This is a genomic window from Polaribacter vadi (genome assembly GCF_018861005.1).
In the GTDB taxonomy this organism is placed as follows: Bacteria; Bacteroidota; Bacteroidia; order Flavobacteriales; family Flavobacteriaceae; genus Polaribacter; species Polaribacter vadi_A.
On record NZ_JAHKQL010000006.1, the window covers coordinates 1 to 26386 of the forward strand.

General features: G+C 30.1%; 22 protein-coding genes. 6 read left to right on the forward strand and 16 right to left on the reverse strand.

The genetic code is table 11. The features are described from left to right. Positions 1-57 precede the first annotated feature (57 nt). The 15 genes from KO506_RS04855 to mraZ all read right to left on the reverse strand — a co-directional run bounded on the left by KO506_RS04855 (position 58) and on the right by mraZ (position 18690). Entirely contained in the window at positions 58-270 is a 213-nt protein-coding gene (locus tag KO506_RS04855) for a hypothetical protein (protein ID WP_215993771.1), read from the reverse strand. A gap of 204 nt (positions 271-474) precedes the next feature. Beyond that, on the reverse strand, positions 475-3111 hold the full coding sequence (locus KO506_RS04860; RefSeq protein ID WP_215993772.1) for a T9SS type A sorting domain-containing protein: 2637 nt from the start codon (positions 3109-3111) through the stop codon (positions 475-477). Positions 3112-3291: 180 nt separating this feature from the next. Continuing rightward, on the reverse strand, positions 3292-5181 hold the full coding sequence (ftsZ, locus tag KO506_RS04865; protein WP_215993773.1) for a cell division protein FtsZ: 1890 nt from the start codon (positions 5179-5181) through the stop codon (positions 3292-3294). Between the two features lie 62 nt (positions 5182-5243). Continuing rightward, positions 5244-6569, reverse strand: coding sequence for a cell division protein FtsA (gene ftsA / locus KO506_RS04870; RefSeq protein ID WP_215993774.1), 1326 nt, complete (start codon positions 6567-6569; stop codon positions 5244-5246). A 6-nt stretch (positions 6570-6575) separates the two neighbouring features. Next, a complete protein-coding gene (locus KO506_RS04875; RefSeq protein WP_215993775.1) occupies positions 6576-7301 on the reverse strand; it encodes a cell division protein FtsQ/DivIB in 726 nt (241 codons plus the stop codon). After that, positions 7291-8643, reverse strand: a complete 1353-nt coding sequence (gene murC, locus KO506_RS04880; protein ID WP_215993776.1) for a UDP-N-acetylmuramate--L-alanine ligase — start codon at positions 8641-8643, stop codon at positions 7291-7293. The genes KO506_RS04875 and murC overlap by 11 nt, the downstream gene beginning before the upstream one ends. Continuing rightward, a complete protein-coding gene (gene murG, locus KO506_RS04885) occupies positions 8640-9731 on the reverse strand; it encodes an undecaprenyldiphospho-muramoylpentapeptide beta-N-acetylglucosaminyltransferase (RefSeq protein ID WP_215993777.1) in 1092 nt (363 codons plus the stop codon). The genes murC and murG overlap by 4 nt, the downstream gene beginning before the upstream one ends. Continuing rightward, positions 9718-10905: an FtsW/RodA/SpoVE family cell cycle protein gene (locus tag KO506_RS04890; protein ID WP_215993778.1), complete on the reverse strand. Its 1188-nt coding sequence runs from the start codon at positions 10903-10905 to the stop codon at positions 9718-9720. The genes murG and KO506_RS04890 overlap by 14 nt, the downstream gene beginning before the upstream one ends. Before the next feature lie 39 nt (positions 10906-10944). Then, a complete protein-coding gene (gene murD, locus KO506_RS04895) occupies positions 10945-12279 on the reverse strand; it encodes a UDP-N-acetylmuramoyl-L-alanine--D-glutamate ligase (protein WP_215993779.1) in 1335 nt (444 codons plus the stop codon). A 2-nt stretch (positions 12280-12281) separates the two neighbouring features. Further along, positions 12282-13508: a phospho-N-acetylmuramoyl-pentapeptide-transferase gene (gene mraY / locus KO506_RS04900; RefSeq protein WP_215993780.1), complete on the reverse strand. Its 1227-nt coding sequence runs from the start codon at positions 13506-13508 to the stop codon at positions 12282-12284. 2 nt (positions 13509-13510) lie between these two features. Then, positions 13511-14977 (reverse strand): UDP-N-acetylmuramoyl-L-alanyl-D-glutamate--2,6-diaminopimelate ligase, encoded by a 1467-nt coding sequence (locus tag KO506_RS04905; RefSeq protein ID WP_215993827.1) that lies wholly within the window; start codon positions 14975-14977, stop codon positions 13511-13513. Position 14978: 1 nt separating this feature from the next. Further along, entirely contained in the window at positions 14979-16940 is a 1962-nt protein-coding gene (locus tag KO506_RS04910; protein WP_215993828.1) for a penicillin-binding protein, read from the reverse strand. A gap of 59 nt (positions 16941-16999) precedes the next feature. Further along, a complete protein-coding gene (locus KO506_RS04915) occupies positions 17000-17326 on the reverse strand; it encodes an FtsL-like putative cell division protein (RefSeq protein ID WP_215993781.1) in 327 nt (108 codons plus the stop codon). A 1-nt stretch (position 17327) separates the two neighbouring features. Continuing rightward, complete coding sequence (rsmH, locus tag KO506_RS04920; RefSeq protein WP_215993782.1) at positions 17328-18230, reverse strand: 16S rRNA (cytosine(1402)-N(4))-methyltransferase RsmH; 903 nt, start codon at positions 18228-18230, stop codon at positions 17328-17330. Continuing rightward, positions 18223-18690: a division/cell wall cluster transcriptional repressor MraZ gene (gene mraZ / locus KO506_RS04925; protein ID WP_215993783.1), complete on the reverse strand. Its 468-nt coding sequence runs from the start codon at positions 18688-18690 to the stop codon at positions 18223-18225. Before mraZ ends, rsmH begins: the two co-directional genes overlap by 8 nt. A gap of 203 nt (positions 18691-18893) precedes the next feature. Here mraZ and KO506_RS04930 point away from each other — a divergent pair, with 203 nt between their 5' ends. From KO506_RS04930 to KO506_RS04945, 4 genes are read left to right on the forward strand one after another with little or no spacing between them, the layout of a single operon-like run. Then, positions 18894-19658 carry an alpha/beta fold hydrolase gene (locus KO506_RS04930; RefSeq protein ID WP_215993784.1) on the forward strand — a complete coding sequence of 255 codons (765 nt, stop codon included), beginning with the start codon at positions 18894-18896 and terminating at the stop codon, positions 19656-19658. A gap of 12 nt (positions 19659-19670) precedes the next feature. After that, positions 19671-20282, forward strand: coding sequence for a ribosome biogenesis GTP-binding protein YihA/YsxC (gene yihA / locus KO506_RS04935; RefSeq protein WP_215993785.1), 612 nt, complete (start codon positions 19671-19673; stop codon positions 20280-20282). Positions 20283-20288: 6 nt separating this feature from the next. After that, entirely contained in the window at positions 20289-20975 is a 687-nt protein-coding gene (locus KO506_RS04940; RefSeq protein ID WP_215993786.1) for an RluA family pseudouridine synthase, read from the forward strand. A 25-nt stretch (positions 20976-21000) separates the two neighbouring features. Beyond that, positions 21001-21687: a DUF6624 domain-containing protein gene (locus KO506_RS04945; protein WP_215993787.1), complete on the forward strand. Its 687-nt coding sequence runs from the start codon at positions 21001-21003 to the stop codon at positions 21685-21687. Here KO506_RS04945 and KO506_RS04950 read toward each other — a convergent pair. Further along, positions 21684-24068 (reverse strand): penicillin acylase family protein, encoded by a 2385-nt coding sequence (locus tag KO506_RS04950; RefSeq protein ID WP_215993788.1) that lies wholly within the window; start codon positions 24066-24068, stop codon positions 21684-21686. The two genes, KO506_RS04945 and KO506_RS04950, sit on opposite strands and share 4 nt — an antisense overlap. A 73-nt stretch (positions 24069-24141) precedes the next feature. On the opposite strand from KO506_RS04950, the gene KO506_RS04955 reads away from it, so the two are divergent. Beyond that, positions 24142-25305, forward strand: coding sequence for a DegT/DnrJ/EryC1/StrS family aminotransferase (locus KO506_RS04955; protein ID WP_215993789.1), 1164 nt, complete (start codon positions 24142-24144; stop codon positions 25303-25305). Positions 25306-25333: 28 nt separating this feature from the next. Next, on the forward strand, positions 25334-26344 hold the full coding sequence (galE, locus tag KO506_RS04960) for a UDP-glucose 4-epimerase GalE (RefSeq protein ID WP_215993790.1): 1011 nt from the start codon (positions 25334-25336) through the stop codon (positions 26342-26344). Positions 26345-26386 lie beyond the last annotated feature (42 nt).

The window sequence follows — 26386 nt, forward strand, 5'->3', positions numbered from 1 at the left end:
TCTTCCGACCATGACTAGCTAAAAAGATGGATTTTTATTTTTACAAATACTTTTTAATTAATAAACAATTTTAATTATTGCTACAAAAAACAAAGCAACTCTTAATATAGTACCTGTTTGGCTTTGTACATGATCTTGATGACTTTCTATTATAGATTTAAAATTAGATAATGTAGCTCTTTTAGAGACTGAAATACTTTGTTTAATTTCTCTTTTATAAGTTGATGTTAAAATTCCTCTTTCTGTTGTGTTTGTGTATATTGATTTCATAAGGTTTGGTTAAATTGATTACATACTTAAGACGAGATATAATTTATTTTGTTACAATCTAAACAACAAGAAATCAGCCCTAAAAATCATTTTTTATAGCATTGATGGTTTACGAGCATCAGAAAAAAAATCAAAATAAAACAAAAAAACCACCAAAAAGATAAACTTTTTGATGGTTAAATTTAATATTAACTATTTATTAAACTAATCTACTACCAATTTACTTGCAGTATAATTTCTATAATCATTAGAGACTTTTACTAAATATAAACCTCTTTTTAAGCCTTGTCTAAACAATTCTATACTATTATTCCCTATTTGAGTTTCTACTTCTACTCTTCTAATTAAAGCACCTGTTAAAGAATACACTTCAATTTTAGTTTTAGTATCTATTTCTGAATAAAAACGAATATTAGTTTTTGTACTTAAAGGATTAGGATAAATGATGCTTTCATTTTCAGCAATAACCTCAGATCCTACACTTAAAGCTTGTTGTGTAAACTCAATGTTTTTTAGTTCCAATTCTTTATCAACCGCTGTTTGTCCATCAGAAGACATCGTAAAGACCATATTTACAGCATCACTTAAATCTATATCACCTTCTGTTGTTGATTTAAAATAAGAATAAGGTATTGCATAATGCGTTTCTCCTTCTGTTAATGTAACTGTTGTTCTAAATTGGCTTTCCCAAGCATCTACACTTTCTTTAAGTATTGTAATTTCTATATCTCCTGTACCACTTGCATCAAACTCTAAAACATCGTATTCTGATAAATCTAATGCTGTAAATCTTGGTGTAAAAGATCTAAAGACTGCAACATACTCACTTGTATTTGCTTTTAAAGAAATATTTCTTTCTACTCTATAGCCACTTCCTGTATAAACATTATCGTTTTGAGATATTGTAAACTCAGTTACAGTTGTACCTGCAGGTGAATCGTCTTTACCCCAAACACCATCAGACATAAACAAATCATCAGGAGTTAAATTAAACTCATTTTCAATTCTAAAACCGATATCAAAAATGTTTCCTGTTTCTATTGTTACGTGTTCTATATAGTTACCATTTAATTGAATTGTATTATTAAAGTATTCTGTATCTGAAGTTTCTGTTCTTTTAAAACCAGCATCTATTACTGCAGAAGAACTTCTTCTAACATTAATTAATTCTAACTCTAATTTTCCGTTTACATATTCACCTTTTTTAACAAATATTGGTGGTGGAGATGATGTATCGTAATTTGTAATTGGCTTTTGTACTTCGAACAACTCTAATGCTTCATGACCAAGTGTTAATAAATCATCTATACTACTTGCCCAAATTTGGAAGTTGTAATATGTTGCACCTGCTTCGTATTTATCTATATTCCAATGGCTATCAATTTGAAAGTTTTCGTCATTATTAATTAATCTACCAGAAAAACTTAAAACAAATTCTTTACTACCATTACTATTTTTTATAATTGATTTTATAAAATGAACCCCTTCTCCTTCTCCATTTTCATCACTTTCTTGAAATAACTCAATTGTAGAGACAGATAATAATTCTGCACCTAATAAACGATCACAAATAAACTTAGTGTGTTCATAAACACCATCTTCTGTTTTTGTTGCTAATACTACTGCTATAGTTTCGTTATTTTTTACATAATCTAAAGAATATAATTCTGTAGCATTTGTAATATCAACTAAATCTGTAGCAGAAGATTCTACTGCTGTTGCACCTTCTATTACATCTAAAGGAATTAAATCTTGTAAAGCAATATTTTCATTTTTTGCTACTGATGTTTTATATTTTTTAGTCTTTACTACTTTTTTAGCAGTTTGAATATCAAATTTATGATTGTCTTTTACTCTTAAATAATTTCTCTGATTAATTTTTTGTGATAAACGATCGTTACTTTCTAAACCACCATCATTACCACTAGAAACTTCTGGTACAATAACTGGGCATTCTGCAACACCAGAACAAGAAGGGTCATCACAATCTGTTAAACCATCTCCATCATCATCTAAACCATTAATACAATCTTCTTGTGGTACAGGAGCTGTAGGACATCTTGCACCATCATTAGAACTACTAGAAGGTCCGAATGCAAAAAGATTAGAATCCATTGTATCTCCTGATTCTAAAGACTGTACGTCTTTAATTACATACACTGTACCTGTTTGATTTGCAGACACATAAAAACGACCAGAAGCATCAAAATAAACGGCTCCAAAATGATAATTTAATCCTTTTAAAATTGGCACTTCACCTAAATCTACAATTTCACTTGTTATTCCATTTATTCTGTATAAATGATTTGTACCTTTTTCTACAGTATATAAATACCCATCTACAGCATTAAATGCCCAATCATGAATACTTAAATTTATAGAAAATGTTCCTTGACTTATAAATTTTGTATAATTTTCAGAATTTGGATTTAAATCAATTGTATAATAAGTTGTTCCTCCTCCTTTTAAATAATAGATTCCTTCTGAATTAACATCACCAATATAAATGCTAGAAGTAGGCAGTTCATCTACATAAAAACTTTCTACATTAAAACTCTTTCCAATTCTTACAATTGTTTGAGAGCCATCAGTTAATGCTCCCCAAATATACCCATCTGTAGGATTGTAACCTACAGCATTAACATTACCTTCTGTAACATTTTCTTTTACTAAATAAGAACTTCCTGAAGCTAAATCTAATGCATAAATATCATTTCTTTGAAATAAATATGCATTATAATCGCAACTAAAAGGTTCGTCTTGTGCATACCCGAAAAATCCTACTAAAAGAATTAATAAGAATAGTTTAAATGTTTTGTTTTTTTTTTGTGTTGTTTTCATTGTCCTAGATTTTGGTCAAAGATACAGAGTGGACTAACTATAAAACTTTAAAAAAAGTTGCTTTACTTTAAAGTGTCGACTAACGGTATAATTGGGGGTTATTACTTGTTTGATAACAATTTACAAAAAAAAGTCACATCAAAACGATGTGACTTTTATAATTTAATGAAAACTTAAAAATTAATCTACATTATCATGTAAAAAAGAGTTATTTGATTTAAAATCAATACCTTCTTCATCTTTTTTTAACGCTGTTTTAGTTTTACTTGTAGTCATATTCTTATCTAAATCTACTCCTAGTCTTTTATAAGCTGGCTGGCGTTCTATTTCATCTATGTTTTTATTTAAGTTCTCTTTAAAGTCGTAATTGAATTTTTTCATATTCTTACGTCTTTCTTCTGCTCTTTTTTGCAACTCATTTATAGTTAAATCCATAGGAGAAACTTCTTCACTTAAAGTTTCTATATTATTAACTTCATTTGGAGTAGCTGATTTTAGCTCAAACTTAATTTCTTCTTCTGCAATTTTTCTTTCTTCAGTAATTCTAGAACTCTTACCAATTGTTGGTTCTGCTGCAAAATCTTCTAAAACGTAACGTGTTTCTTTTTTTGCTACAATTTCTGTTGCTCCAAACACTTCAATATTATTAACATTTACTTCCTTTTCTTCGTTTGTAATGCTAAATTTTATTTCATCGTCTTTTGTAACTTCTGTGTAAGAATTTAAAGGCAAATCAAACAACAAATCAGTTTGTATAGGTTTTGGCTCTTCTTCTATTTTTTCTTCTTTAACAATATCAGTAATAATAAAGTCATCCTCAGAAATTATAGTATTAGAAACTTCTTCGAATTCTACTGGCATACTTGCAATAATAGCATTCGTTTTTACTAAATCCATTTTAGGTTTAGTATCCTCAACTTCTTCAACTAAAGTGTGTACTATTTTTTCTTCGGCTCTATTTGTAGCTAAAGGTGTATTTATTGTTGGTTGCTTTGTAATTGTTTTTTCTGTAAAATTATAAGTTGCTTTTTGCTCATCTTCTAAAGTGTGAATTACTTTTTTAACCTCTGTATTTGTAATTGTACTTTGTTGATCTGCTGCAAAACCTGTGGCAACAATGGTAACAGAAATAGCATCTCCTAATTCTTCATCTTCGCCAATACCCATAATAATGTTGGCATCATAACCAGCTTCATCTTGAATATAATCATTAATTTCTCCTATTTCATCTAATGTAACTTCACTAGTACCAGAAACTATTAACAACAATACATTTTTGGCTCCTGTAATTTTATTATCATTTAATAAAGGTGAATCTAAGGCTTTAACAATTGCATTTTTGGCTCTTGTTTCTCCTTCTTCTTTTGCAGAACCCATAATTGCTGTACCACTATTAGATAGTACAGTTTTAGCATCATGTAAATCAATATTTTGTTTATAGTGATGTGTAATAACTTCTGCAATACCTTTAGATGCAGTAGATAAAACCTCATCAGCTTTAGAGAAACCAGCTTTAAAACCTAGATTTCCGTAAACTTCTCTTAATTTATTATTGTTGATAACAATTAAAGAATCTACATTTTGGCGCAGTTGATCAATTCCTAATTGTGCTTGTTTTGTACGTCTTTTACCTTCAAAAGCGAATGGCATTGTTACAATACCAACCGTTAAAATATCCATATCTTTTGCAATTTTTGCAATTATAGGTGCAGCTCCTGTACCTGTACCTCCACCCATACCAGCAGTAATAAATACCATTTTTGTTTGGGTATTTAACATTTGCTGTACTTCTTGCATACTTTCTTTAGCAGCTTGTGCTCCAATTTCTGGATTTGCACCTGCACCCAAACCTGAAGTAAGGTTTGCACCTAATTGAATTTTATTAGGAATAGGACTATTTTCTAGAGCTTGTGCATCTGTATTACAGATTACAAAATCTACTCCGTTAATGTGTTGCTTAAACATGTGGTTTACAGCATTGCTACCTCCACCACCAACACCAATTACTTTTATGGTGTTAGATTGTGTTTTTGGCATATCAAATAAAATGTTATCAAATTCTGCGCTCATAATAACGTTTATCTTTTTAAATTTATATTGTTGTTTGTTCTTTCTATTATTCTTTACTGATCTTACTCAGCATTATCTAAAAAATCTTTTAATCCTTCTGTAAACTTCTCGAAGAAAGATTTCTTTTTTGGCTTTGCCTTAATTTCTACTTTTGGTGTTGTATCTTCTTCTGTTTCTTCTTCAGTTTGTTCATTTACAATTTCTTCTACAACCTCTTCAATTTTTATTTCTTTTTCTAAACCTTCCATTAACAAACCAACTGCTGTTGCATAAGAAGGGCTTGACAGTGCTTCATCAGAATCGCCTGCTAAATGTTCGTTTGGAAACCCAATTCTAGCATCCATACCAGTAATATATTCTACTAACTGACGTAAGTGTTTTAATTGAGAACCACCACCAGTTAACACAATACCTGCAATAAGTTTTCCTTTTGCAGTTTCATGTCCGTAATTTTTTATTTCTAAATACACATGCTCTATAATTTCTTGAACCCTAGCATGTATAATTTTTGATAGATTTTTTAAGGTAATTTCTTTTGGTTCTCTACCTCTTAAACCAGGAATTGATACAATTTCTGTTTCTTTATTTTCTCCTGGCCAAGCAGAACCGAACTTAATTTTTAACAATTCAGCTTGTTTTTCTATAATTGAACAGCCTTCTTTAATATCATCAGTTATAACATTACCACCAAAAGGAATTACAGCTGTGTGTCTAATAATACCATCTTTAAAAATGGCTAAATCTGTTGTACCACCACCAATATCAATTAAAGCAACACCTGCTTCTTTTTCTTCTTGACTTAATACTGCAGATGCTGATGCCAAAGGTTCTAAAGTAATTTCACTTAAATCTAAACCTGCACTTTTTACACACCTTCCAATATTTCTGATAGATGAAACTTGCCCAACAACTACATGAAAATTAGCTTCTAAACGACCTCCATACATACCTATTGGTTCTTTAATATCAGCTTGAGAATCTACCTTAAATTCTTGTGGCAACACATGAATAATTTCTTCCCCTGGCAACATTACCAATTTATGTACTTGGTTTACCAAATCATCTATATCTACATCTTCAATTACTTCATCTGCATTATTTCTTGTGATATAATCGCTATGATGTAAACTTCTAATATGCTGACCTGCAATACCTACTACAACTTCTTCAATTTTAACACCAGATACACTTTCTGCTTCATCTACTGCTTGTTGTATAGATTGTATAGTTTGTGTAATATTACTTACTACACCACGTTTAACGCCTAAACTTTTTGCTTTACCTATACCAACAACCTCAATTTTTCCATATTCGTTTTTACGACCAATCATGGCAACTATTTTGGTTGTACCAATATCTAAACCAACAGCTATTTTATTATCTTCCATTTTAGTTTATTTAGTGCACACAACTTGGTTGTGATATTTTACATTTATTGTTTTATAATTTTGAATAGTTTTATCCAAAAATGTTTTATTATAAAACGCTTTTAATTTTTTAAATTTTACGTCAACTTCTTCTAATTTTCCGAAATCGATTTTATAATTACCACTTCTTACAGAAAATTTATACTCAGAAACGTCAGATTTCTGAATTCCAACAACTTCTTTTCGCAAAAAATCATCCCCTAGAATTTTAGATATTAAAGGCAATATTTCTTTAATATCTTCCTCTTTTTCTATACCAGAAACCAAGATAACTCTTGCTGAATAATTCTCTGACAAAGGTACTTTTACTCCTTGTTTATCAACATAATAAGAACTACCATCAGCAATAATTCTTGCTACAGGAGTTCTTTGTTTTATGATAGATTTAAGTGTACCATTTATGGTTAAAAATACAGATGCTTTTTCTACATAAGGGTTCTTTGCTACCTGTTTTTCTAAACCGTATAAATTTATCACAGATTTTGCTTGGTTTATCACACTCGAGTCATTTTGTATTAACAATTTATTAACCATCGAATGTGTTAAGAAATTATTGTCTCCATCTTCAAATTCTATTACTATTTCTGATACTTTTTTTTCTTGATTTCTTATAGATGAAAAACTATACAAAAACCCTAAACTAGCTATTAATAAAAGAAATAGAGCGTATTTTAAAACCTTTTTAAACTTCATTTTCTTGGGGTTTTAAAAATTGTTCTGTAACCTCATTTATCATTACTCCAATATCACCTGCACCTAACATTACTACTATTTTTGATGCTGAATTCTTAATATCTTTAACCAAATGTATTCTTTGGGTCAACTTTTTGTTGCTATTCTCAATTTTATTTAATAACCACTCAGAGGTTACTCCTTTTATTGGTTCTTCTCTAGCAGGATAAATATCTAATAACAATATTTCATCAAACTTTGATAAGGCATTTGCAAAATCATCTATAAAATCTTTTGTTCTAGAAAACAAATGCGGCTGAAAAACAACCAACACTTTTTCATTTGGATACATTTCTCTAACTGCACTTTCTACTGCATTTATTTCTGTTGGATGATGTGCATAATCATCAATCAAAACAAAATCATTGGTTTTAATCTTATAAGAAAACCTACGTTTAACACCTTTAAATGTTGCTAAACTTTTTCTGATATTCTCTAAAGAAACTCCATATACATCTGCCATAGCTAAAGCTGCCAAAGCATTCATTATATTATGATTACCAGGTAAAAGAAACGTTATATCATATATTTTTTCTGATGGTGTTTGTACATCAAAAATATACTTTCCGTTTTTAACCCTTAAGTTAAATGCCTTATAATCTGCATCTTCATTTATAGCATAAGTTAATCCTTCTATAGGTAAGCCTTTGGCAACTATTAAAGTATCTGACACTTTTTGTGAGAATGCAAAAAACGATTCTCGTAAAGCTTCTGGGGCTCCATAAATATCTAAATGATCTGCATCCATAGAAGTTATGCAAGCAATGTTAGGACTTAATTGTAAAAAAGATCTATCAAATTCATCTGCTTCTACTACAGAAATTTTATCTTCTCCTAAAATTAAGTTTGAATTGTAGTTTTCTGCAATTCCGCCTAAAAAAGAAGTTGCATTTACATCTGCCATAATATGACCTAAAATTGAAGATGTTGTTGTTTTACCATGCGTACCTGCAACACCTAAACAAAAGGTAGATTTTGTAATTTCTCCTAAAATTTCTGATCTTTTATAAACCTTAAAATCATTCTGTATAAAATAATTTAATTGCTTATGATTCTTAGAAATTGCAGGCGTATAAACAACCAAAGTTTTATCCTTATTTAAAAATGAAATTGGAATGTTTTTAACAACATCATTAAAATGAATTTCTACTCCTGATTTCTCTAAATCATTTATAATTTGAGAAGGAGTTTTATCATAACCAGCCACAGCTTTATTATTAGCTGTAAAATAGCGTGCAATTGCACTCATACCTATACCTCCAATACCTATGAAAAAAACGTTATGTATATTTTTTAAATTCACTTATTTAATAACTTTTCTATTTCGTTTACAATATTCGTTGTTGCACTTGGCAAAGCCAATTCTTTAATGTTTTCTGATAAGTTTTCTTGTTTCCCTTTATCTTTTAATAAGGTTTCAAAAACAATTGGAAATGTGTCTATTTCTTTTTCAGGTAATAAAATTGCTCCATGATTATCTGCAATTGCTTTTGCATTTTTTGTTTGATGATCTTCTGCCACATTTGGAGAAGGAATAAAAATTACAGGCTTACCTACAATACATAATTCAGAAACTGAACTTGCACCTGATCTAGAAATCACAAAATCTGCAGCTGCATATGCCAAATCCATTCTATTGATAAATTGATGTACTTGAGTATGCTCTAAATCACCGTATTTCTTATAATCATCAATATAAAATTTACCACATTGCCAAATTACTTGAACTTCTTGTTTTTTAAAAAACTCTAAATTACTTTCTATTAACTGATTTATTTTTCTTGCACCTAAACTACCTCCTAAAACTAAAACTGTTTTCTTTGTTTTATCTAACTTAAAAAACTGTTTTCCCTCATCAACTTTTGTATAAATATTTAACAAATCTTGACGAACAGGGTTACCCGTTTTTACAATTTTATCCGAAGAAAAAAAACGTTCTAAATTATTGTACGCTACACATATTTTATGAGCTTTTTTACTTAATAACTTATTCGTTATTCCTGGAAAAGAATTTTGCTCTTGTATTAATGTTGGCACTCCATTTCTACTTGCCATTATTAATGTTGGCCCACTTGCAAAACCTCCTGTACCAATAGCAATATCTGGCTGAAACTGTCTTATTATACTTGATGCTTTAATTAAACTGCTAATGAATTTAATTGGAAACATTAAATTACTGAATGTTATTTTTCTTTGAATACCAGAAATCCACAAGCCTTTAATTTTGTAACCTGCTTGTGGCACCTTTTCCATTTCCATTTTATCTTTTGCACCTACAAACAAAAAGTTTGCTTCTGGATATCGCAATTTTATTTCATTTGCGATTGCAATTGCAGGATAGATATGACCTCCTGTTCCTCCTCCAGAAATAAGTATGTTATATCGTTTCATGCAAAATATCTAAAGGGTTATCATCTAAAATATCTTCTTCTGTTTCTTCTTTTGATGCACTTACACTTAAAATCATTCCAAGTGCAAAACAAGTCATCCAGATAGAAGTACCTCCACTACTAATTAATGGTAATGTTTGTCCAGTTACAGGAAACAAATTTGTAGCAACTGCCATATTTATGGTTGCCTGAAAAATTATGGGACAACCTACACCAACCACCAATAAAGTTCCGAAAATTGTGGTCGTTTTTCTAATAACCACAAAAATCCTAAACAACAATAGAAAGTATATAAATATTACCATAAGTCCGCCAGCCAAACCATATTCTTCTATAATTATTGCAAAAATAAAATCTGATGATGATTGTGGTAAAAAATTTTTCTGTACACTTTTTCCTGGACCTCTACCAATTGGACCTCCTGTTGCTATTGCTATTTTCGCTTTTTCTACTTGATAGGCTTCTTTACTTTCTTTATCAGAAAAATTTTCTATTCTATTTTGCCAGGTTTGCACTCTGTTTGGCATTGCTTCTGGAAATGCTTTTGCTATTAAAACAAAAAATGCTAATGCTAAAATACCTGCTCCTAAAATGATCCCTATATATTTTATTGGGTATCCACCTATAAAAACAACCATTAAAATCATTACAAAAATAATAGCTGTTGTAGAAAAGTTTGCGGGTAAAATCAATATTAAAACTATAGCTACAGGCAACCAAAGTTGAAAAATACTTTCTTTAAATTTTATTTCTTTCTCTTTATTCTTTGCCAAATATCTTGCTACATAAACCATTAATACCAAACCAGCTAAAGTTGATGTTTGAAAACCAACACCAACAAACGGAATACGAATCCATCTACTCGCGTTTGCACCTTCTATTACTGTACCTTGCATTAAAGTAAAAATCAATAGAATAATTACGATTGGCAGCATTAAAACTGAGCCTCCGGAAAAATATCTGTATGGTATTTTATGTACTCCATAAATAATAGCGAAACCCATAATTAATAAAACCATATGTTTTATTAGATACCCAAAAGTAGAACCAGAGCCTACAACATATACCAAGTTCGTGCTTGCACTATACACTGGCATAAATGAGAAAACCGCCAAAATAGCAACAATTGCCCAAATGGTTTTATCTCCTTTTATATGTTGAAAAACGGTTTTCATTTCCTATTTATCTCTTTTTAAAAACTAGGATTTTATTTATTATAAATTTCTAACTGCATTTTTAAATTGACGGCCTCTATCTTCATAACTTTCGAATAAATCGAAACTTGCACAAGCTGGTGATAACAAAACTGCATCTCCTTTTTCTGCCAATTTATGAGATACTTTTACTGCTTCTTCTGCACCTGCAGTTTCTACAATAAAATCTACAACATTGCCAAACATGTTTTTAATTTTGGTATTGTCTAAACCTAAACAAACAATAGCCTTAACTTTTTCTCTAACTAATGGCAACAAATCTGCATAATCATTTCCTTTATCTACACCACCTACAATCCAAACTGTTGTTTTTTCCATACATTCTAATGCATAAAAAGTTGCGTTAACATTAGTCGCTTTAGAGTCGTTTATGTATTCTACACCCATTATTTTACCAACATTTTCTAAACGATGCTCTGCACCCTCAAACTCTGCCAAACTTTCTTTAATAAACTCTTTCCTTACACTCAACAATTGTGCAGCCATAGCAGAAGCCATAGCATTTTTTGTATTGTGTTTTCCTTTCACTGATAATGTTGAAATTGGCATGTTTATTTTTTCTTTATTTATATTGATCATTATTGTATTTTCTTTGATGTAAGCTCCATATTCTAATTCTTTATCAAGCGAAAAAGGAACCAATTTTGCGCTTGTTTTATTAACTTTTAACCAATTATTTATTGCTTCATCATCTGCATCATAAATTAAATAATCAGTTGGTTTTTGATTTTTAGTAATTCTAAATTTTGAGGCTATATATTTATCAAAATCATATTCATATCTATCTAAATGATCTGGTGTAATATTGGTTATAATTGCAATGTGTGGGCAGAAATCTATAATACCATCTAACTGAAAACTACTGATTTCTAAAACATAGTTTTTAAAATCGTTTTCTACCACTTGCTTTGCAAAACTGTCACCTATATTACCTGCAATACCAACATTTAAACCTGCGTTTTTTAAAATATGATGCGTTAATAATGTGGTCGTTGTTTTACCATTAGAACCTGTAATACCAATAATTTTTGCATCCGTAAATTGTGCTGCAAATTCAATTTCAGAAATTACTGGAATCGAATTTTTAATCAATTTTTGAATTAAGGCAACTTTATCAGGTATACCAGGACTTTTCATTACAACATCAGCATTTAAAATTTTGCTTTCTGTATGTTGATTTTCCTCAAAATCTATTTCGTTATGTAAAAGAACTTCTTTGTACTTTTTTGATATTAAACCTTTGTCTGAAACAAAAACATCATATCCTTTTTGTTTGCCTAAAATTGCTGTTCCAGCTCCACTTTCTCCTGCTCCAAGAACAACTAGTCTCTTCATTTTTATCTTAATTTTAAAGTAACAATTGTAAAAACTGCTAACAGAATTCCGATAATCCAGAAGCGAACTACAATTTTACTTTCGTGATAATTTAACTTCTGATAATGATGATGCAAAGGCGCCATTTTAAAAATCCTTCGTCCTTCTCCAAATTTCTTTTTGGTGTACTTAAACCAAGAAACTTGCATAATCACAGAAAGGTTTTCTACCACAAAAATTCCTGCTAAAATTGGCAACAACAATTCTTTACGAATCGAAATTGCAATTACTGCTATAATACCACCTATGGTTAAACTACCAGTATCACCCATAAAAACTTGAGCAGGATATGTGTTGTACCATAAAAACCCAATTAAAGCTCCTGCAAAAGCAAGTATAAAAACTGTCATTTCTCCAGAATTTGGTATGTACATTACATCTAAATAATCTGCAAAAATTATATTACCAGAAACCCATGCAAATACTGCTAGTGTAATAACAATAATTGCTGATGATCCTGCAGCTAACCCATCAATTCCGTCTGTTAAATTTGCTCCATTAGAAATACCTGTTACAATAAAAACGGTGATAAAAATGAAAATAACCCAACCATATTTTTGATAACCATCACCTAAAAAACTTAAAGGTTTTACATAATCAAACTCGTTATTTTTAAAGAAAGGAATTGTTGTTTTGGTTGATTTATGTGCCTCTCCAAAAACTTTTCTCTTTCCATTTTCTTGAACAACTTGCTGTTCTACTGGCAATTGTTCTTTTATAGTTACACCATCATTAAAATAAAGCATAGAACCAACAATTACACCTAAACCAACTTGCCCAAGAACTTTAAATTTACCTTTTAAACCTTCTTTGTCTTTTTTAAAGACTTTAATATAATCGTCTAAAAAACCAATAGAACCCATCCAAACTGTAGTTATTATTAGAATTACGATGTAAATATTATCTAATTTTGTTAATAAAATAACAGGGATTAAAGTTGCCAAAATAATGATAACACCTCCCATTGTTGGTGTACCAGATTTTTGTTTTTGCCCCTCTAAACCTAAATCTCTTACAGTTTCACCTATTTGTTGTTTTCTTAAAAAATCGATAATTCTTCTACCATAAATAGAAGAAACTAATAAAGACAAAATAAAAGCTGCTGCAGCTCTAAATGTGATAAATTGAAACACACTTGCGCCTGGAATGCTAAACTGACTTTCTAAATATTCGAATAAATAATACAGCATTTCTACTTCTTTTTTAGTTGATTGAAACAATTAGTAACTTCTTCTAAATCATCAAAATGAGTACGAACTCCATTTATTTCTTGATAATTTTCGTGTCCTTTTCCAGCAATTAAAATAATGTCTCCAGTTTTAGAAATTTTACACGCTGTTTTTATAGCCTGTCTCCTATCTAATACTGTTAATGTTTTTCTATAGTTTTCTGCAGAAACCCCAACTTCCATTTCATCTAAAATGGTTTGTGCATTTTCTGTTCTTGGGTTATCTGAAGTAAAAATGGCTTGGTTACTTAATTGCGATGCAATATTTGCCATTTTTGGTCTTTTTGTTTTATCTCTATCACCACCACAACCTACAACTGTAATTACATTTTCGTTATTGGTTCTTATATCATTAATGGTTTCTAATACATTTTTTAATGCATCTGGAGTGTGTGCATAATCTACAATTGCAGTAATTCCATCTTCTGAAATAGTATACTGAAAACGTCCACTAACACTCTCTAACTGACTTACAATGGTTAATATTTCTAATTTATCTAAGCCTAATAATTCTGCAGTTGCAATAATTGCAGTGAGGTTATAGATATTAAAAACACCTATTAATTTGGTCCAAACTTCTGTACCATCCACAGAAATTAAAGTTCCAGAAAGTTGTTTTTCCAAAATTCTAGTTTTATAATCTGCTAATGTTTTTAAAGCGTAAGTGTATTTTTTAGCTTTGGTGTTTTGCAACATAAAGTTGCCATTTTTATCATCGAAATTTGTTAATGCAAAAGCCGATTTAGGCAAAGCATCAAAAAATTGTTTTTTTACATTTCTGTACTCAGCAAAAGTTGCATGATAATCTAAATGATCGTGAGAAAGGTTTGTAAAAATTCCGCCAGCAAAAGTTAAACCTTCTGTTCTTTTTTGATGAATTCCGTGCGAACTCACTTCCATAAAACAATACTCAACACCAGCCTCTAACATCATATCTAAATACCTGTTAATAGTAACTGAATCTGGAGTGGTATGTGTGGCTTTAAATTCTGTTTCATCAACCAAAATTTTTACGGTTGATAATAAACCCACTTTATAACCAGCTTTATTAAATAATTGATATAAAAGTGATGCAATTGTGGTTTTACCATTTGTACCTGTTACCCCAACAACTTGAAATTTTGTTGATGGATTATCGTAAAAATTAGAAGCCATAATTGCCAAAGCAACATTTGCATCATCAACCTGAATATAAGTTATTCCTTCTTTTTTATCCGAAGGAAAATCTTCGCATACTATTGCAGTTGCACCTAAATCAATAGCTTTATTTATATATAAATGCCCATCTACTTGCACACCTTTTTGCGCAATAAAAACATCGTTCTTTTCAATTTTTCTAGAATCGAAAACAATCTGATTTACATCAATATTGGTAATACCAAACACTTGTTTGATAGCAACCTTATATAATATGTCTTGTAAATTTTTCAGTTTATGATAATTTTAAAATAATGGTACTTCCTTTTACTAACTTTTCTCCTTTTTTAATAGATTGCGATTTTACTTTCCCAACTCCAGAAAATTTTACTTTTAAGCCTATATTTTCTAACATAGAAATGGCATCCATTCCATTCATCCCTTTTACATTTGGTACTTTTGTAAAATCTACACTTAAAAGTTTGTTGTATTTTTTATACTGATCATCTATTGCTGCAAATTCTACTTTATCATCTACAGATTGATTATCAATAGGCGTTGTTGTATAAATTTTCTGAGCAATTTCTTTAAAAACTGGTGCTGCAACAGTTGCTCCATAATACCCTTTCTTTTTATCAGGATTATGCACCACAACTATACACGAGTATTTTGGTTCATCAGCAGGAAAAAAACCTGCAAAAGAAGCCACATATTCTTTTGTAGAATAGTAACCACCTTCCCATTCTCCTTTACTATTTTTTGTTCTTGGTATGTATTTTTTAGCAGTACCAGTTTTACCTGCCATAGAAAAATTTGGAGAATAAATATTATCTGCAGTTCCTTTAATGACTACATTTTCCATCACTTTTTTAATCTTATTTAAAGTTTCTTCGGATGCAATTTGTGGATTAATAATCTCAGTTTCAAAAACCTTTTCTGCTTTATCTTCTCTTCTTAATTCTTTTACAAAACGCGGTTTTACCATAACTCCATTGTTAGCAACAGCATTATAAAACATAAGTGTTTGCATTGGTGTTACAGAAATTCCATATCCCCAAGACATCCATTCTAAAGAAATTTTACTCCAACTTTTGTCTGATGGTTTTGGCACATAAGGTTTTCCTTCACCTTTAATTTGAAAACCAATTGGTTTTGTAAATCCGTATTTTTCTACTTTATCAATAAATTTTTCTGGTTGATGATCGTAATGCTTTTTTATCAACTTAACAATACCCACGTTAGATGAAACCTCAAAAACACGCGCTGCAGAAATTTTACCATAACCACCTCTTCTAGAATCTTCTACTTTTCTTTTATTGATGTAAATCCTACCTTTTTCTGTATCAACCACTGTAGAGGTATCAATAACTTTATCATCTAAAGCTGCCATTAAACTTGCTAGTTTAAAAGTAGATCCAGGTTCATGACTTTCCCAAACTGCATAATTTCTCTTTTCAAAATACTTTCCTTTTGATGTTCTTCCTAAATTAGAAATCGCTTTAATTTCTCCTGTTACAGTTTCCATAACTACTGCACATCCATGATCTGCTTCAAAACGCTCTAACTGACGTAATAATGCGTGATGTGTAATGTCTTGAATATTTACATCTATAGTTGTAATAATATCATGACCATCTATGGGCTCTTTTTCATTTACATCAGAAATTGGTTTCCATTGATTTTTTGCAATTTTCTGTTTCCAACGCAAGCCATTTTCACCTTGCATAAAATCAGCAAAAGCACCCTCAATACCAGCTTCTCCTCTAAAATCATCATAACCAATTGTACGTTCTGCAATTTTACCAATAGGATGCGCACGTACAGTTTTATGCTCTGCAATAAAACCACCTTGATAAACACCTAATTTAAAAATTGGAAATGTTTTCATTTTTAGATAATCATTATACCCAACATTTCGAGCGATTAACAAATACCTATTTTTACGTTTTTTGGCTGTCCTTAATTTATTTTGATAATAACTTGCAGATCTACCAAACATTTTTGACAACTCTTTAGATAAAGCTGCAATATTTTTTTCGAATACGTTACCATTTACAGCCACAACATCCATTCTAATAGTGTATTTAGACATTGAAGTTGCTAACAAATTACCATCTGCAGCATAAACATTTCCTTTATTTGCAGCAATTGTAAATTGCTTAACTGTAAGCTCTGTAGAAAGTTTTTTGTATTTTTCTCCTTGAAAGTATTGAATATCTACAACCCTAAAAATGATTGCAAACAAAATTAGCGTCATAAAAGAAGCTACTATGTAGAATTTGGTAAGTATGCTTTTTTTGTGAGTTGCCAATTTTATTAGTCTTTAATCGTTACTTTTATTTTCTTTGGAGGAGTTTCTGATGGTTTTAATCCTCTTGCTTTTGCTTTTTCTCTAATACTAGATTCCATTTTCATTCTCATTAAAATGGTACCTGTATCTACGTACTCTGCTCTTAATTCTCTTTTTCTTTTATTTAATTCTGATATTTCGAATACTTTCTTTTCAGAACTATGAGCACTATAAATCATAATTAACATCAATAGCACCACAAAAATGATAATTCGCCAATTTTTAAAAGCTGATTCATCTGTAAGGAAACTTCCTCTTAGAAAATCGTAAACCCCTTTTTTAACTTTTGCCATTCTAATTCTTTAAAGTTGCAATTCTTAATTTTGCACTTCTTGCTCTATTATTAATTTTGATTTCTTCAGGTTTTGGAATAATTAATTTCCCCACCTTTTTTAATGGTTCATTAGAAACCCCAAAAACATCTTTTTCAGGTTCACCCTCAAACAAACCTGTTCTTATAAATCTTTTCACCAATCGATCTTCTAGAGAGTGATAAGAAATTACACTTAACCTACCTTCATCATTTAATAAATTTGGCACTTGTTCTAAAAACTCTTTTAAAACATCTAATTCTTCATTCACTTCAATTCTGATGGCCTGAAAAATTTGAGCCAATATTTTATGTTCTTTTGCTTTAGGCAATACTGTTCTTAAAGCCTCTTTTAATTGAAAACTGGTTTCAATTTTTTTATTACTTCTATCATGAACTATAAGTCTCGCTATCTTTCTCGAATTTCTTAACTCACCATAAGCAAATAAAATAGCTGCTAATTGCTCTTCAGAATATTTATTTATAATTTCTTGTGCAGATTTTTTAGATTTCTGATTCATTCGCATATCTAAATCACCTTCAAAACGCGTTGAAAAACCTCTTTCAGCTTCATCAAACTGATGAGAAGAAACTCCTAAATCAGCTAAAATCCCATCAACCTTTTTTATTCTATGAAATCTTAAAAATCTTGAAATGTATCTAAAGTTTTCTGGAATCAAAATAAAACGCTCATCGTCAATCTCATTAGCTAAAGCATCAGGATCTTGATCAAAAGCGAACAATTTTCCGTTTTTGCCAAGTCTGTTTAAAATTTCTTTAGAATGACCTCCACCTCCAAAAGTAACATCAACATAAATACCATCTTCTTTTATGGCTAATGCATCTATACTTTCGTGCAATAAAACAGGACTGTGGTAACTACTCATTATCATTATTATTTGAATCCCCCATTACTTCTTCAGCTAAACTTGCAAAATTATCTCTAGCATCTGCAATTGCTTTTTCGTACTTCTCTTTATCCCAGATTTCTATAATTCCTGCTGATGCAGACATTACGATTTCTTTTTTTACACCAGCGAAATCACATAAATTCTTTGGAATTAAAAACCTACCTGTTGCATCTAATTCAACTAACTTTACACCCGCTGAAAAAATTCTTATGAAATCGTTTGTTTTTTTATTGAACCTATTTTTTTTACTAACCTCTGCCATTGTTACATCCCACTCTTGCATTGGATACAACTCTAAACAAGACTCAAATATAGATTGCTTTAACACAAAACCTTTTTGTAAAACTGGCGCAAGTGCTTTTTTAAAAGCTGATGGTAGCATCACTCTTCCTTTGGCATCTGCCTTGCAATTATGTTCACCAATTAGGTTTATCACTTAAAATCTCGATTTATAGGTCAAAAATATACAAAATATACCACTTTTTACCACTTTTTACCACTTTGTTAATAAAAACAGAGCATCCTCAGTATTTGCAAGAAAAAACAGTTGTTAACAACTCTAACTTACTGATACTGAAATCAATTTTTATATCATAAAAAAGAACTACATTTGCGATTAGTGAATTCAAACAAAAATCAATGACTGACAAGTTAAAAACTGAAGGTAAGTTTACATATGCAGAAGCTGGAGAAGGACCTGCAATCATTGTTTTACACGGTTTAATGGGGGCTCTGAGTAATTTTGGTTCTACATTCGAACACTTTTCTAAAGAGGGCTATACAGTGTTAATTCCAGAATTACCATTGTACACACTTCCATTAATAAAGACTAATGTTAAAAACTTAGCTGCTTACTTAAAAGAATTTCTAGAATATAAAGAAATTGACAGCGCTATTTTATTAGGAAACTCTTTAGGAGGCCATATTGCATTGTATTTTACCAAACATTACCCAGAAAAAGTGAGTGGTCTTGTACTTACTGGTAGTTCTGGTTTGTATGAAAATGCAATGGGAGATAGTTTTCCGAAAAGAGGAAACTATGAATTTATAGAGCAAAAAGCGAAAGATGTTTTTTATGATCCTGCAGTAGCAACTAAAGAATTGGTAGATGATGTTTATGCCACTGTTAACGACAGAATAAAGGCATTAAAAACAATATCTATTGCAAAAAGTGCCATTAGACATAATATGGCCAATGATTTGCCAAACATGCAACAACCAACCTGTTTAATTTGGGGAAAACAAGATGGAGTAACGCCTCCAGAAGTTGCTCACGATTTTCATAAATTGTTACCAAATTCAAACTTGTTTTGGATAGATAAATGTGGACATGCTGCAATGATGGAAAGACCTGAAGAATTTAATGACATTCTTAGTGATTGGTTAAAATCTACAAAATTTTAAATTTTTTACGTTGTGAAAATTAAAACTGCTGAATTTGTAATGAGTAACAGCAATGTTATTAATGCACCTAAAGAAAGGCTACCAGAATATGCTTTTATTGGGCGTTCTAACGTTGGTAAATCTTCATTAATAAATATGTTAATGGAGCGTAAAGCGCTTGCAAAAACTTCAGGAAAACCTGGTAAAACACAATTAATTAATCATTTTAAAATTAATGATGAGTGGTTTTTGGTAGATTTACCTGGTTATGGTTATGCTCAAGTTTCTAAGAAAAAAAGAGTTATTTTTCAGTACTTTATAGAGAACTACTTTAAAGAAAGAGAACAACTAGTTTGTACTTTTGTTTTAATTGATTCTAGACACGACCCACAAAAGATCGATTTAGATTTTATGCGTTTTTTAGGCGAAAACCAAATTCCTTTTTGCTTAATTTTTACAAAATCAGATAAATTACCAAGTTCTAAATTAAACAAACAAATAACATCTTATAAGAAAAAGTTATTGCAACACTGGGAAACTTTACCTACTTCTTTTTTAACCTCATCTACTTCTGGTTTAGGTAGAAAAGAATTTTTAGAATTTATTGATGGTGTTAATAAAGATGTTGCCAAAGATTTTAAATAATCGATAATGCATTCTAATAAAGACAACTTACAGGTTTTGTTTGAAGACAATCACATCATTATTGTTAACAAACGTTCTGGAGATATCACACAAGGTGATAAAACTGGAGACAAACCTTTAAGTGATGTTGTAAAAGAATATATTAAAGTAAAATACAATAAAGCTGGAAATGTTTTTTTAGGTGTTGTACATCGTTTAGACAGACCTACTTCTGGCGTAATTATTTTTGCAAGAACTTCTAAAGCTTTAGAGCGTTTAAACAAAATGTTGCGCGATAAAAAAATCAACAAAACTTATTGGGCAGTCGTTAAAAATCATCCGAAGAAAGAAAAAGACACACTTATTAATTTCTTAAAAAAGAACCCTAAAAACAATAAATCTTCTGTTTTTAATAAAGAAATAGAAGGCTCTAAAAGAGCAATTTTACATTATACCGTTCTTAAAAAATTAGACAATTACTCTTTATTAGAAATTGATTTAGAAACTGGCAGACATCACCAAATTAGAACACAATTATCTTCTATTGGTTTTCCTATTAAGGGCGATTTAAAATACGGTTTTAACAGAAGCAATAAAGATGGCAGCATACATTTGCATGCTAGAAAAATTGAATTTATTCACCCTGTTTCTAAAGAACAGATTTCTGTAATTGCACCTACACCTATTGAAGTAATTTGGAATGCTTGTAGTTAATAATTATCTTTAAATAAAAATTCTAATGAGAAAATTATTAATTCTATTGCTTGTTTTTCCACTGATAATATTTAGTCAAACTAAAGATAATGCAGCCTCTCTAAAAACTGAATTAGATAGCATATATAAAGTTGATCAAAATTTCAGACGCTTTATAAATAATTCTTCAGCTGATTCTTCATTAGAGTTAAATGAATTTCTAAAAGAACAAGGTTATACTCTAAAAGAATTTAGAGCAAACAGTTGGCCAATTATAGACAAACACGATAAGCTAAATCTTGAAAGAATAGAAGAGATTATAAAAAAATATGGTTACCCAGGAAAAAGCTTAGTAGGATACCCAACAAATGAAGTAGTTTGGTATGTGATTCAGCATTCAAAAAAAATAAAAGAATATTTACCTATTATAGAAAATGCTAGTAAAAATGGTGAACTGAAATTTACTTTAGTTGCTATGATGCAAGACAGACAATTAATGTTTGAAAATAAAGAGCAAATTTACGGGACACAAGGATCTTCAAGACTAATAAAGAAAGATACTGGAGAAGAAGAATATAAATGGTTTATTTGGCCAATTAAAAATCCTGAGAAAATTAATGAACTGAGAAAGTCTACAGGATTTACTTCAACAATTGAAGAATATTCTAAACAATTAAGCATTAACTATAAAGTTTATACTCTTGAACAAGTTAAAAATCTTGATTTTAATTAATTCTTGGGTTTTAGAATCAAAACATTCTCACTTTTTTTAATTTCGGTTTCATTCAATTTCATTTTTTCAAATTTACCATCAACATATTTTTGTGCCTGATCTTTATAATAATCGCTAAAAACATTACCAGATTGACCTGTTGGAACAATACCTAAACTATTTTCCACATCAGAAAAATCGATAACTCTTCTAGAAGAGGGACCAGCCGTAATTTTATAAATCCCTGTACTATCTAACTTAAAAATTTGATTGTTAATTACCTCATTACCACCTACTGTTTTAAAAGGCCCAACATTAAAAATTTTACGTAAAAGTCCACCAGCTTTACCAATTGCGTGTTCGTGTTCAACAGAAATCACTCTATCCCAAGTCCAACTTTCTACATTTTGACCCAATTGATTTTGTAAAAAAGAGATTGCATTTTTAAATGATTTTGTAATAATTTCTTCTTTTGTTTCAATTTTATTTTTTGTAGAAACATCATCCCACCAAACAGAATTTTCTCTATCTATTTGATTAACCAAAACCTGATCTTGCAACTGAGAATTGATAAATAAATCAAACCCATTACCTAATTCATCTTTATAGGTATTTTGTAAAAACTCAAACAAAAAACGATTGTAAATTGTAGGTGCAATGGATGATTTTAAATAAACACCTTCCCATTTTTCTAAAATTGAAAATGCTTGTTTTTCTGATGCTCCAAGATTTTTCTTAGAAACAAATTGCAGTAAATCTTTAGCAATATTATGATCTACAGAAGAAGTAACATCGTATAACATTTCTGCAACATCTTGTTTTGTAAAATCGTTTTTAGCTTCTAAAAGGGTAACAATTCTTTTAGATCTATTTTCTGGCTGATAATAACCAGGATACAATTTACCTCTTACAGAATCTGGCTGATGATTTGCAGAATATACATAATTTGATTTCGGATTTATTGATTTCGGGTTTTCGCTAAAATCTAAATATTCTGTAATTTCATCTTTACCAGAAGCACCATTTAAATACATTTTAGATGACAAACTATCTCTTAATTGATACAATTTTGCAGAAGCAAACCAAGCAATATTATCATCAGCATCACCATACATTACATTTAAACCTGGAGCGTGAATTTTAGAAACAGCAACTTTAAAATCATCAATTGAATTAGAATGAGATATTCCATAAGAAACATCTAACATTTCGTTTTTTAATTGTGTATAAATCCAATTCATTGCTATTGGCCTTTTATCTTCTAAATGAGATATAATACCGTTCATAATTGGCCCATGTTTAGAAACTTTAACTGTAAAAGTAGTATCTGTATCTCCTTTTATATTGATAGTTTTTGTTCTAGTTTCATAAAATTTATAACCATTTTCAGTTTTATAAGCTCCCTCATTTTTCGGATTATTTTCTTCGATATAAAAGTTTAAATCGTCATTTGCCAACATTGTTAAACCAAAAGCATAATCTTTATTATGACCCAATAATGGAAAAGGCATTAAGGCAATATTAAATCCATACATTTCAAAATCGGGTGTTTTTATATGATTTTGATACCAAACAGAAGGTTGAGAATACCCAATATGAGGATCGTTTGCAAAAATCACTTTTCCGTTTTTAGTTTTATCTGCACCAATTACCCAAGAATTGCTCCCTATTAAAGGCGATACAGGCATATTATCCATAATTGCGCTCACACTTTTTGAGAAATTTGCGTTTATTTTTGAAACGCTATCCATTTTGTTGATGAATAAATTTTTGGAGTAAGCACCTAAAACTTCATCTAAATAAGGTTTACCTAATTTCTCTTTTATTTCTGTTAAAAGCGGATCTGTTTTATGAGCAACAGCAAAGCTAAAAGACATATAACCAAACACATTATAAATATCTTTTAGGGTATATTTCTCTTTTTCAATACCTATTAATCTAAATTCTAAAGGCGTACTTCCTTCTTCTAAATATTGATTAATTCCATCTAAATAAGCTTTAGATAACATATAAGAATCTGAGTTTTTATCTAAACTAGCAATCGTTTTATCTGCAGCTTCTTCTATTCCTAATCCAGAGAAAAACACATCTGTACTTACTAAATCTTTACCAAAAATTTCCGATAATCTTCCTGGTGCAATTCTTCTGATGAGTTCCATTTGCCACAATCTATCTTGTGCGTGAATATACCCCAAAGCCAAATATGCATCTTTCTGATTTTGTGCATTTATATGTGGCACACCAATTTCATCAAAATAAACAGTTACTTCTTCTGATAGATTTTTAATTTCTAATTCACCTGAATATTTTGGTTCATTTACTTTAGAATACACAAAAATTAAGACAGCAATTAGAATTACAAGAAAAACTACAACTTTTAAACCTTTTTTTAGAAATTTCATTTGAAAATTTTTGAACTTATCAAAGATAAAGGATTTAAATCGTATTTTTGATGTATCAATATATGTAGCTTTTATGAAAAAAATTCAAATGGTTGATTTGCAAAGCCAATATCAACAAATTAAAGAAACTGTTGACACTTCAATTCAAGAAGTCTTAAATTCTTCAGCGTATATAAATGGTCCTTTAGTAAAAGAATTTCAACAAGATTTAGAAGAATATTTAGGCGTAAAACACGTAATTCCTTGCGCAAACGGAACAGATGCCTTGCAAATTGCAATGATGGGTTTAGGTTTAGAACAAGGTGATGAAGTTATTACAGCAGATTTTACTTTTGCAGCAACTGTAGAAGTTATTGCTTTACTAAAATTAACACCTGTTTTGGTTGATGTAGAAGAGGATACTTTTAATATTGATATAGACGCTCTTAAAAAAGCAATTACACCAAAAACGAAAGCCATTGTACCTGTTCATTTATTTGGACAAGTAGCAAATATGGATGCTATTTTAGAAATAGCTAAAGAATACAACTTATTTGTAATCGAAGATAATGCACAAGCTATTGGCGCTGATTACACTTTTAAAGATGGTTCACAGAAAAAAGCAGGAACTATTGGTAATGTGGGTACAACTTCATTTTTTCCATCAAAAAACTTAGGTTGTTATGGAGATGGAGGTGCTATTTTTACAAATGATGACGAACTTGCACACACCATTCGTGGAATTGTAAATCACGGAATGTATACAAGATACTATCATGATGTTGTTGGTGTAAATTCTAGATTAGATTCTGTGCAAGCTGCTGTTTTAAAAGCAAAACTACCTAAGTTAGATAGTTATTGTGATGCTCGTAGAAATGCCGCACGTTTTTACAATAAAGCTTTTGCAAACAACTCTAACATTATTACACCTACTATAAAATCTAATAAAACAGAAAATTGTAATTCTATTTGTGATGTTTGTGACTGCCACGTTTATCATCAATATACATTACAAATTACAAACGGAAAAAGAGATGAATTGCATAAACATTTACTTGCAGAAGGCATACCAAATGCAATTTACTATCCTGTAGCTTTACATTCGCAAAAAGCCTACCAAGATAAAAGATATAATGAAGAAGATTTCCCTGTAACCAACAGTTTAATAAAAACAGTTATTTCTTTACCAATGCACACAGAATTAGATAAAGAACAACTTACTTTTATTACAGAAACTATAATCAATTTTTTAAATTAACTAACCCTAAAAATAACAATCAAAAAAAATGAAAAGAATTTTAGTAACAGGAGGTCTAGGTTTTATAGGATCGCACACAGTAGTAGAATTACAAAATGAAGGTTTTGAAGTAGTAATTATTGATGATTTATCTAACACAACAATTTCTGTTTTAGATAGCATTACAGAAATTACAGGTACAAAACCAGATTTTCATCAAATAGATTTACGTGTTAAAAATGATTTAAAAAACTTTTTTGACAATAATAAAGTAGATGGAATTATACATTTTGCTGCCTTTAAAGCTGTTGGAGAAAGTATGAGCAAGCCTTTAGATTATTACGAAAATAATTTAGGAAGCCTTGTATATTTACTACAAGAAATGAGAGATCGTAAATTAGATAACTTTATCTTCTCTTCTTCTTGTACTGTTTATGGACAAGCAGATGAGTTACCAATTACAGAAAATGCACCTGTAAAAACTGCTGAATCTGTTTATGGAAACACAAAACAAATTGGAGAGGAAATTATTAGAGATGCTAGTACAGCACACAATATAAACACAATTGCTTTACGTTACTTTAATCCTGTTGGTGCTCACCCAACTGTAAAAATTGGAGAATTGCCATTAGGTGTGCCTGCCAATTTAATACCTTTTGTAACACAAACTGCTGCAGGAATTCGTAAAGAATTATCTGTTTTTGGTGATGATTACCCAACTGAAGATGGAACTGCTGTTCGTGATTATATTCACGTTGTAGATTTAGCCAAAGCACATATTGCTGCTCTAAAAAGATTAATTGGTAATAGCAACAAAGAAACTTTTGAATATTTTAATGTTGGTACAGGTAGAGGAACGTCTGTTTTAGAAATTATAAATACTTTCGAAAAAGTAAACAACGTAAAATTAAATTATAAAATTGTTGGTAGACGTGAAGGTGATATTACTGCTGCTTTTGCTGATACTACAATTGCAAACAAAGAATTAAACTGGAAAACAGAAAAAAGCTTAGAAGAAGCTTTAGAATCTGCTTGGAAATGGCAACAGAAACAATCTTAATTCTATATTGAATTCTCATAAAAAAACCTCAAAAGTATATTT

What these genes read in the sequence shown, in the direction of transcription:
- KO506_RS04875 (WP_215993775.1), bottom strand. Translation starts at nt 7,301, where the DNA reads ATGAAGTTTAAAAAGGTTTTAAAATACGCTCTATTTCTTTTATTAATA.
- ftsA (WP_215993774.1), bottom strand. Translation starts at nt 6,569, where the DNA reads ATGGAAGATAATAAAATAGCTGTTGGTTTAGATATTGGTACAACCAAA.
- KO506_RS04860 (WP_215993772.1), bottom strand. Translation starts at nt 3,111, where the DNA reads ATGAAAACAACACAAAAAAAAAACAAAACATTTAAACTATTCTTATTA.
- galE (WP_215993790.1), top strand. Translation starts at nt 25,334, where the DNA reads ATGAAAAGAATTTTAGTAACAGGAGGTCTAGGTTTTATAGGATCGCAC.
- rsmH (WP_215993782.1), bottom strand. Translation starts at nt 18,230, where the DNA reads ATGAGTAGTTACCACAGTCCTGTTTTATTGCACGAAAGTATAGATGCA.
- KO506_RS04955 (WP_215993789.1), top strand. Translation starts at nt 24,142, where the DNA reads ATGAAAAAAATTCAAATGGTTGATTTGCAAAGCCAATATCAACAAATT.
- KO506_RS04940 (WP_215993786.1), top strand. Translation starts at nt 20,289, where the DNA reads ATGCATTCTAATAAAGACAACTTACAGGTTTTGTTTGAAGACAATCAC.
- murD (WP_215993779.1), bottom strand. Translation starts at nt 12,279, where the DNA reads ATGAAGAGACTAGTTGTTCTTGGAGCAGGAGAAAGTGGAGCTGGAACA.
- KO506_RS04890 (WP_215993778.1), bottom strand. Translation starts at nt 10,905, where the DNA reads ATGAAAACCGTTTTTCAACATATAAAAGGAGATAAAACCATTTGGGCA.
- KO506_RS04855 (WP_215993771.1), bottom strand. Translation starts at nt 270, where the DNA reads ATGAAATCAATATACACAAACACAACAGAAAGAGGAATTTTAACATCA.
- KO506_RS04945 (WP_215993787.1), top strand. Translation starts at nt 21,001, where the DNA reads ATGAGAAAATTATTAATTCTATTGCTTGTTTTTCCACTGATAATATTT.
- KO506_RS04930 (WP_215993784.1), top strand. Translation starts at nt 18,894, where the DNA reads ATGACTGACAAGTTAAAAACTGAAGGTAAGTTTACATATGCAGAAGCT.
- mraY (WP_215993780.1), bottom strand. Translation starts at nt 13,508, where the DNA reads ATGCTGTATTATTTATTCGAATATTTAGAAAGTCAGTTTAGCATTCCA.
- murG (WP_215993777.1), bottom strand. Translation starts at nt 9,731, where the DNA reads ATGAAACGATATAACATACTTATTTCTGGAGGAGGAACAGGAGGTCAT.
- KO506_RS04910 (WP_215993828.1), bottom strand. Translation starts at nt 16,940, where the DNA reads ATGACGCTAATTTTGTTTGCAATCATTTTTAGGGTTGTAGATATTCAA.
- KO506_RS04915 (WP_215993781.1), bottom strand. Translation starts at nt 17,326, where the DNA reads ATGGCAAAAGTTAAAAAAGGGGTTTACGATTTTCTAAGAGGAAGTTTC.
- ftsZ (WP_215993773.1), bottom strand. Translation starts at nt 5,181, where the DNA reads ATGAGCGCAGAATTTGATAACATTTTATTTGATATGCCAAAAACACAA.
- KO506_RS04950 (WP_215993788.1), bottom strand. Translation starts at nt 24,068, where the DNA reads ATGAAATTTCTAAAAAAAGGTTTAAAAGTTGTAGTTTTTCTTGTAATT.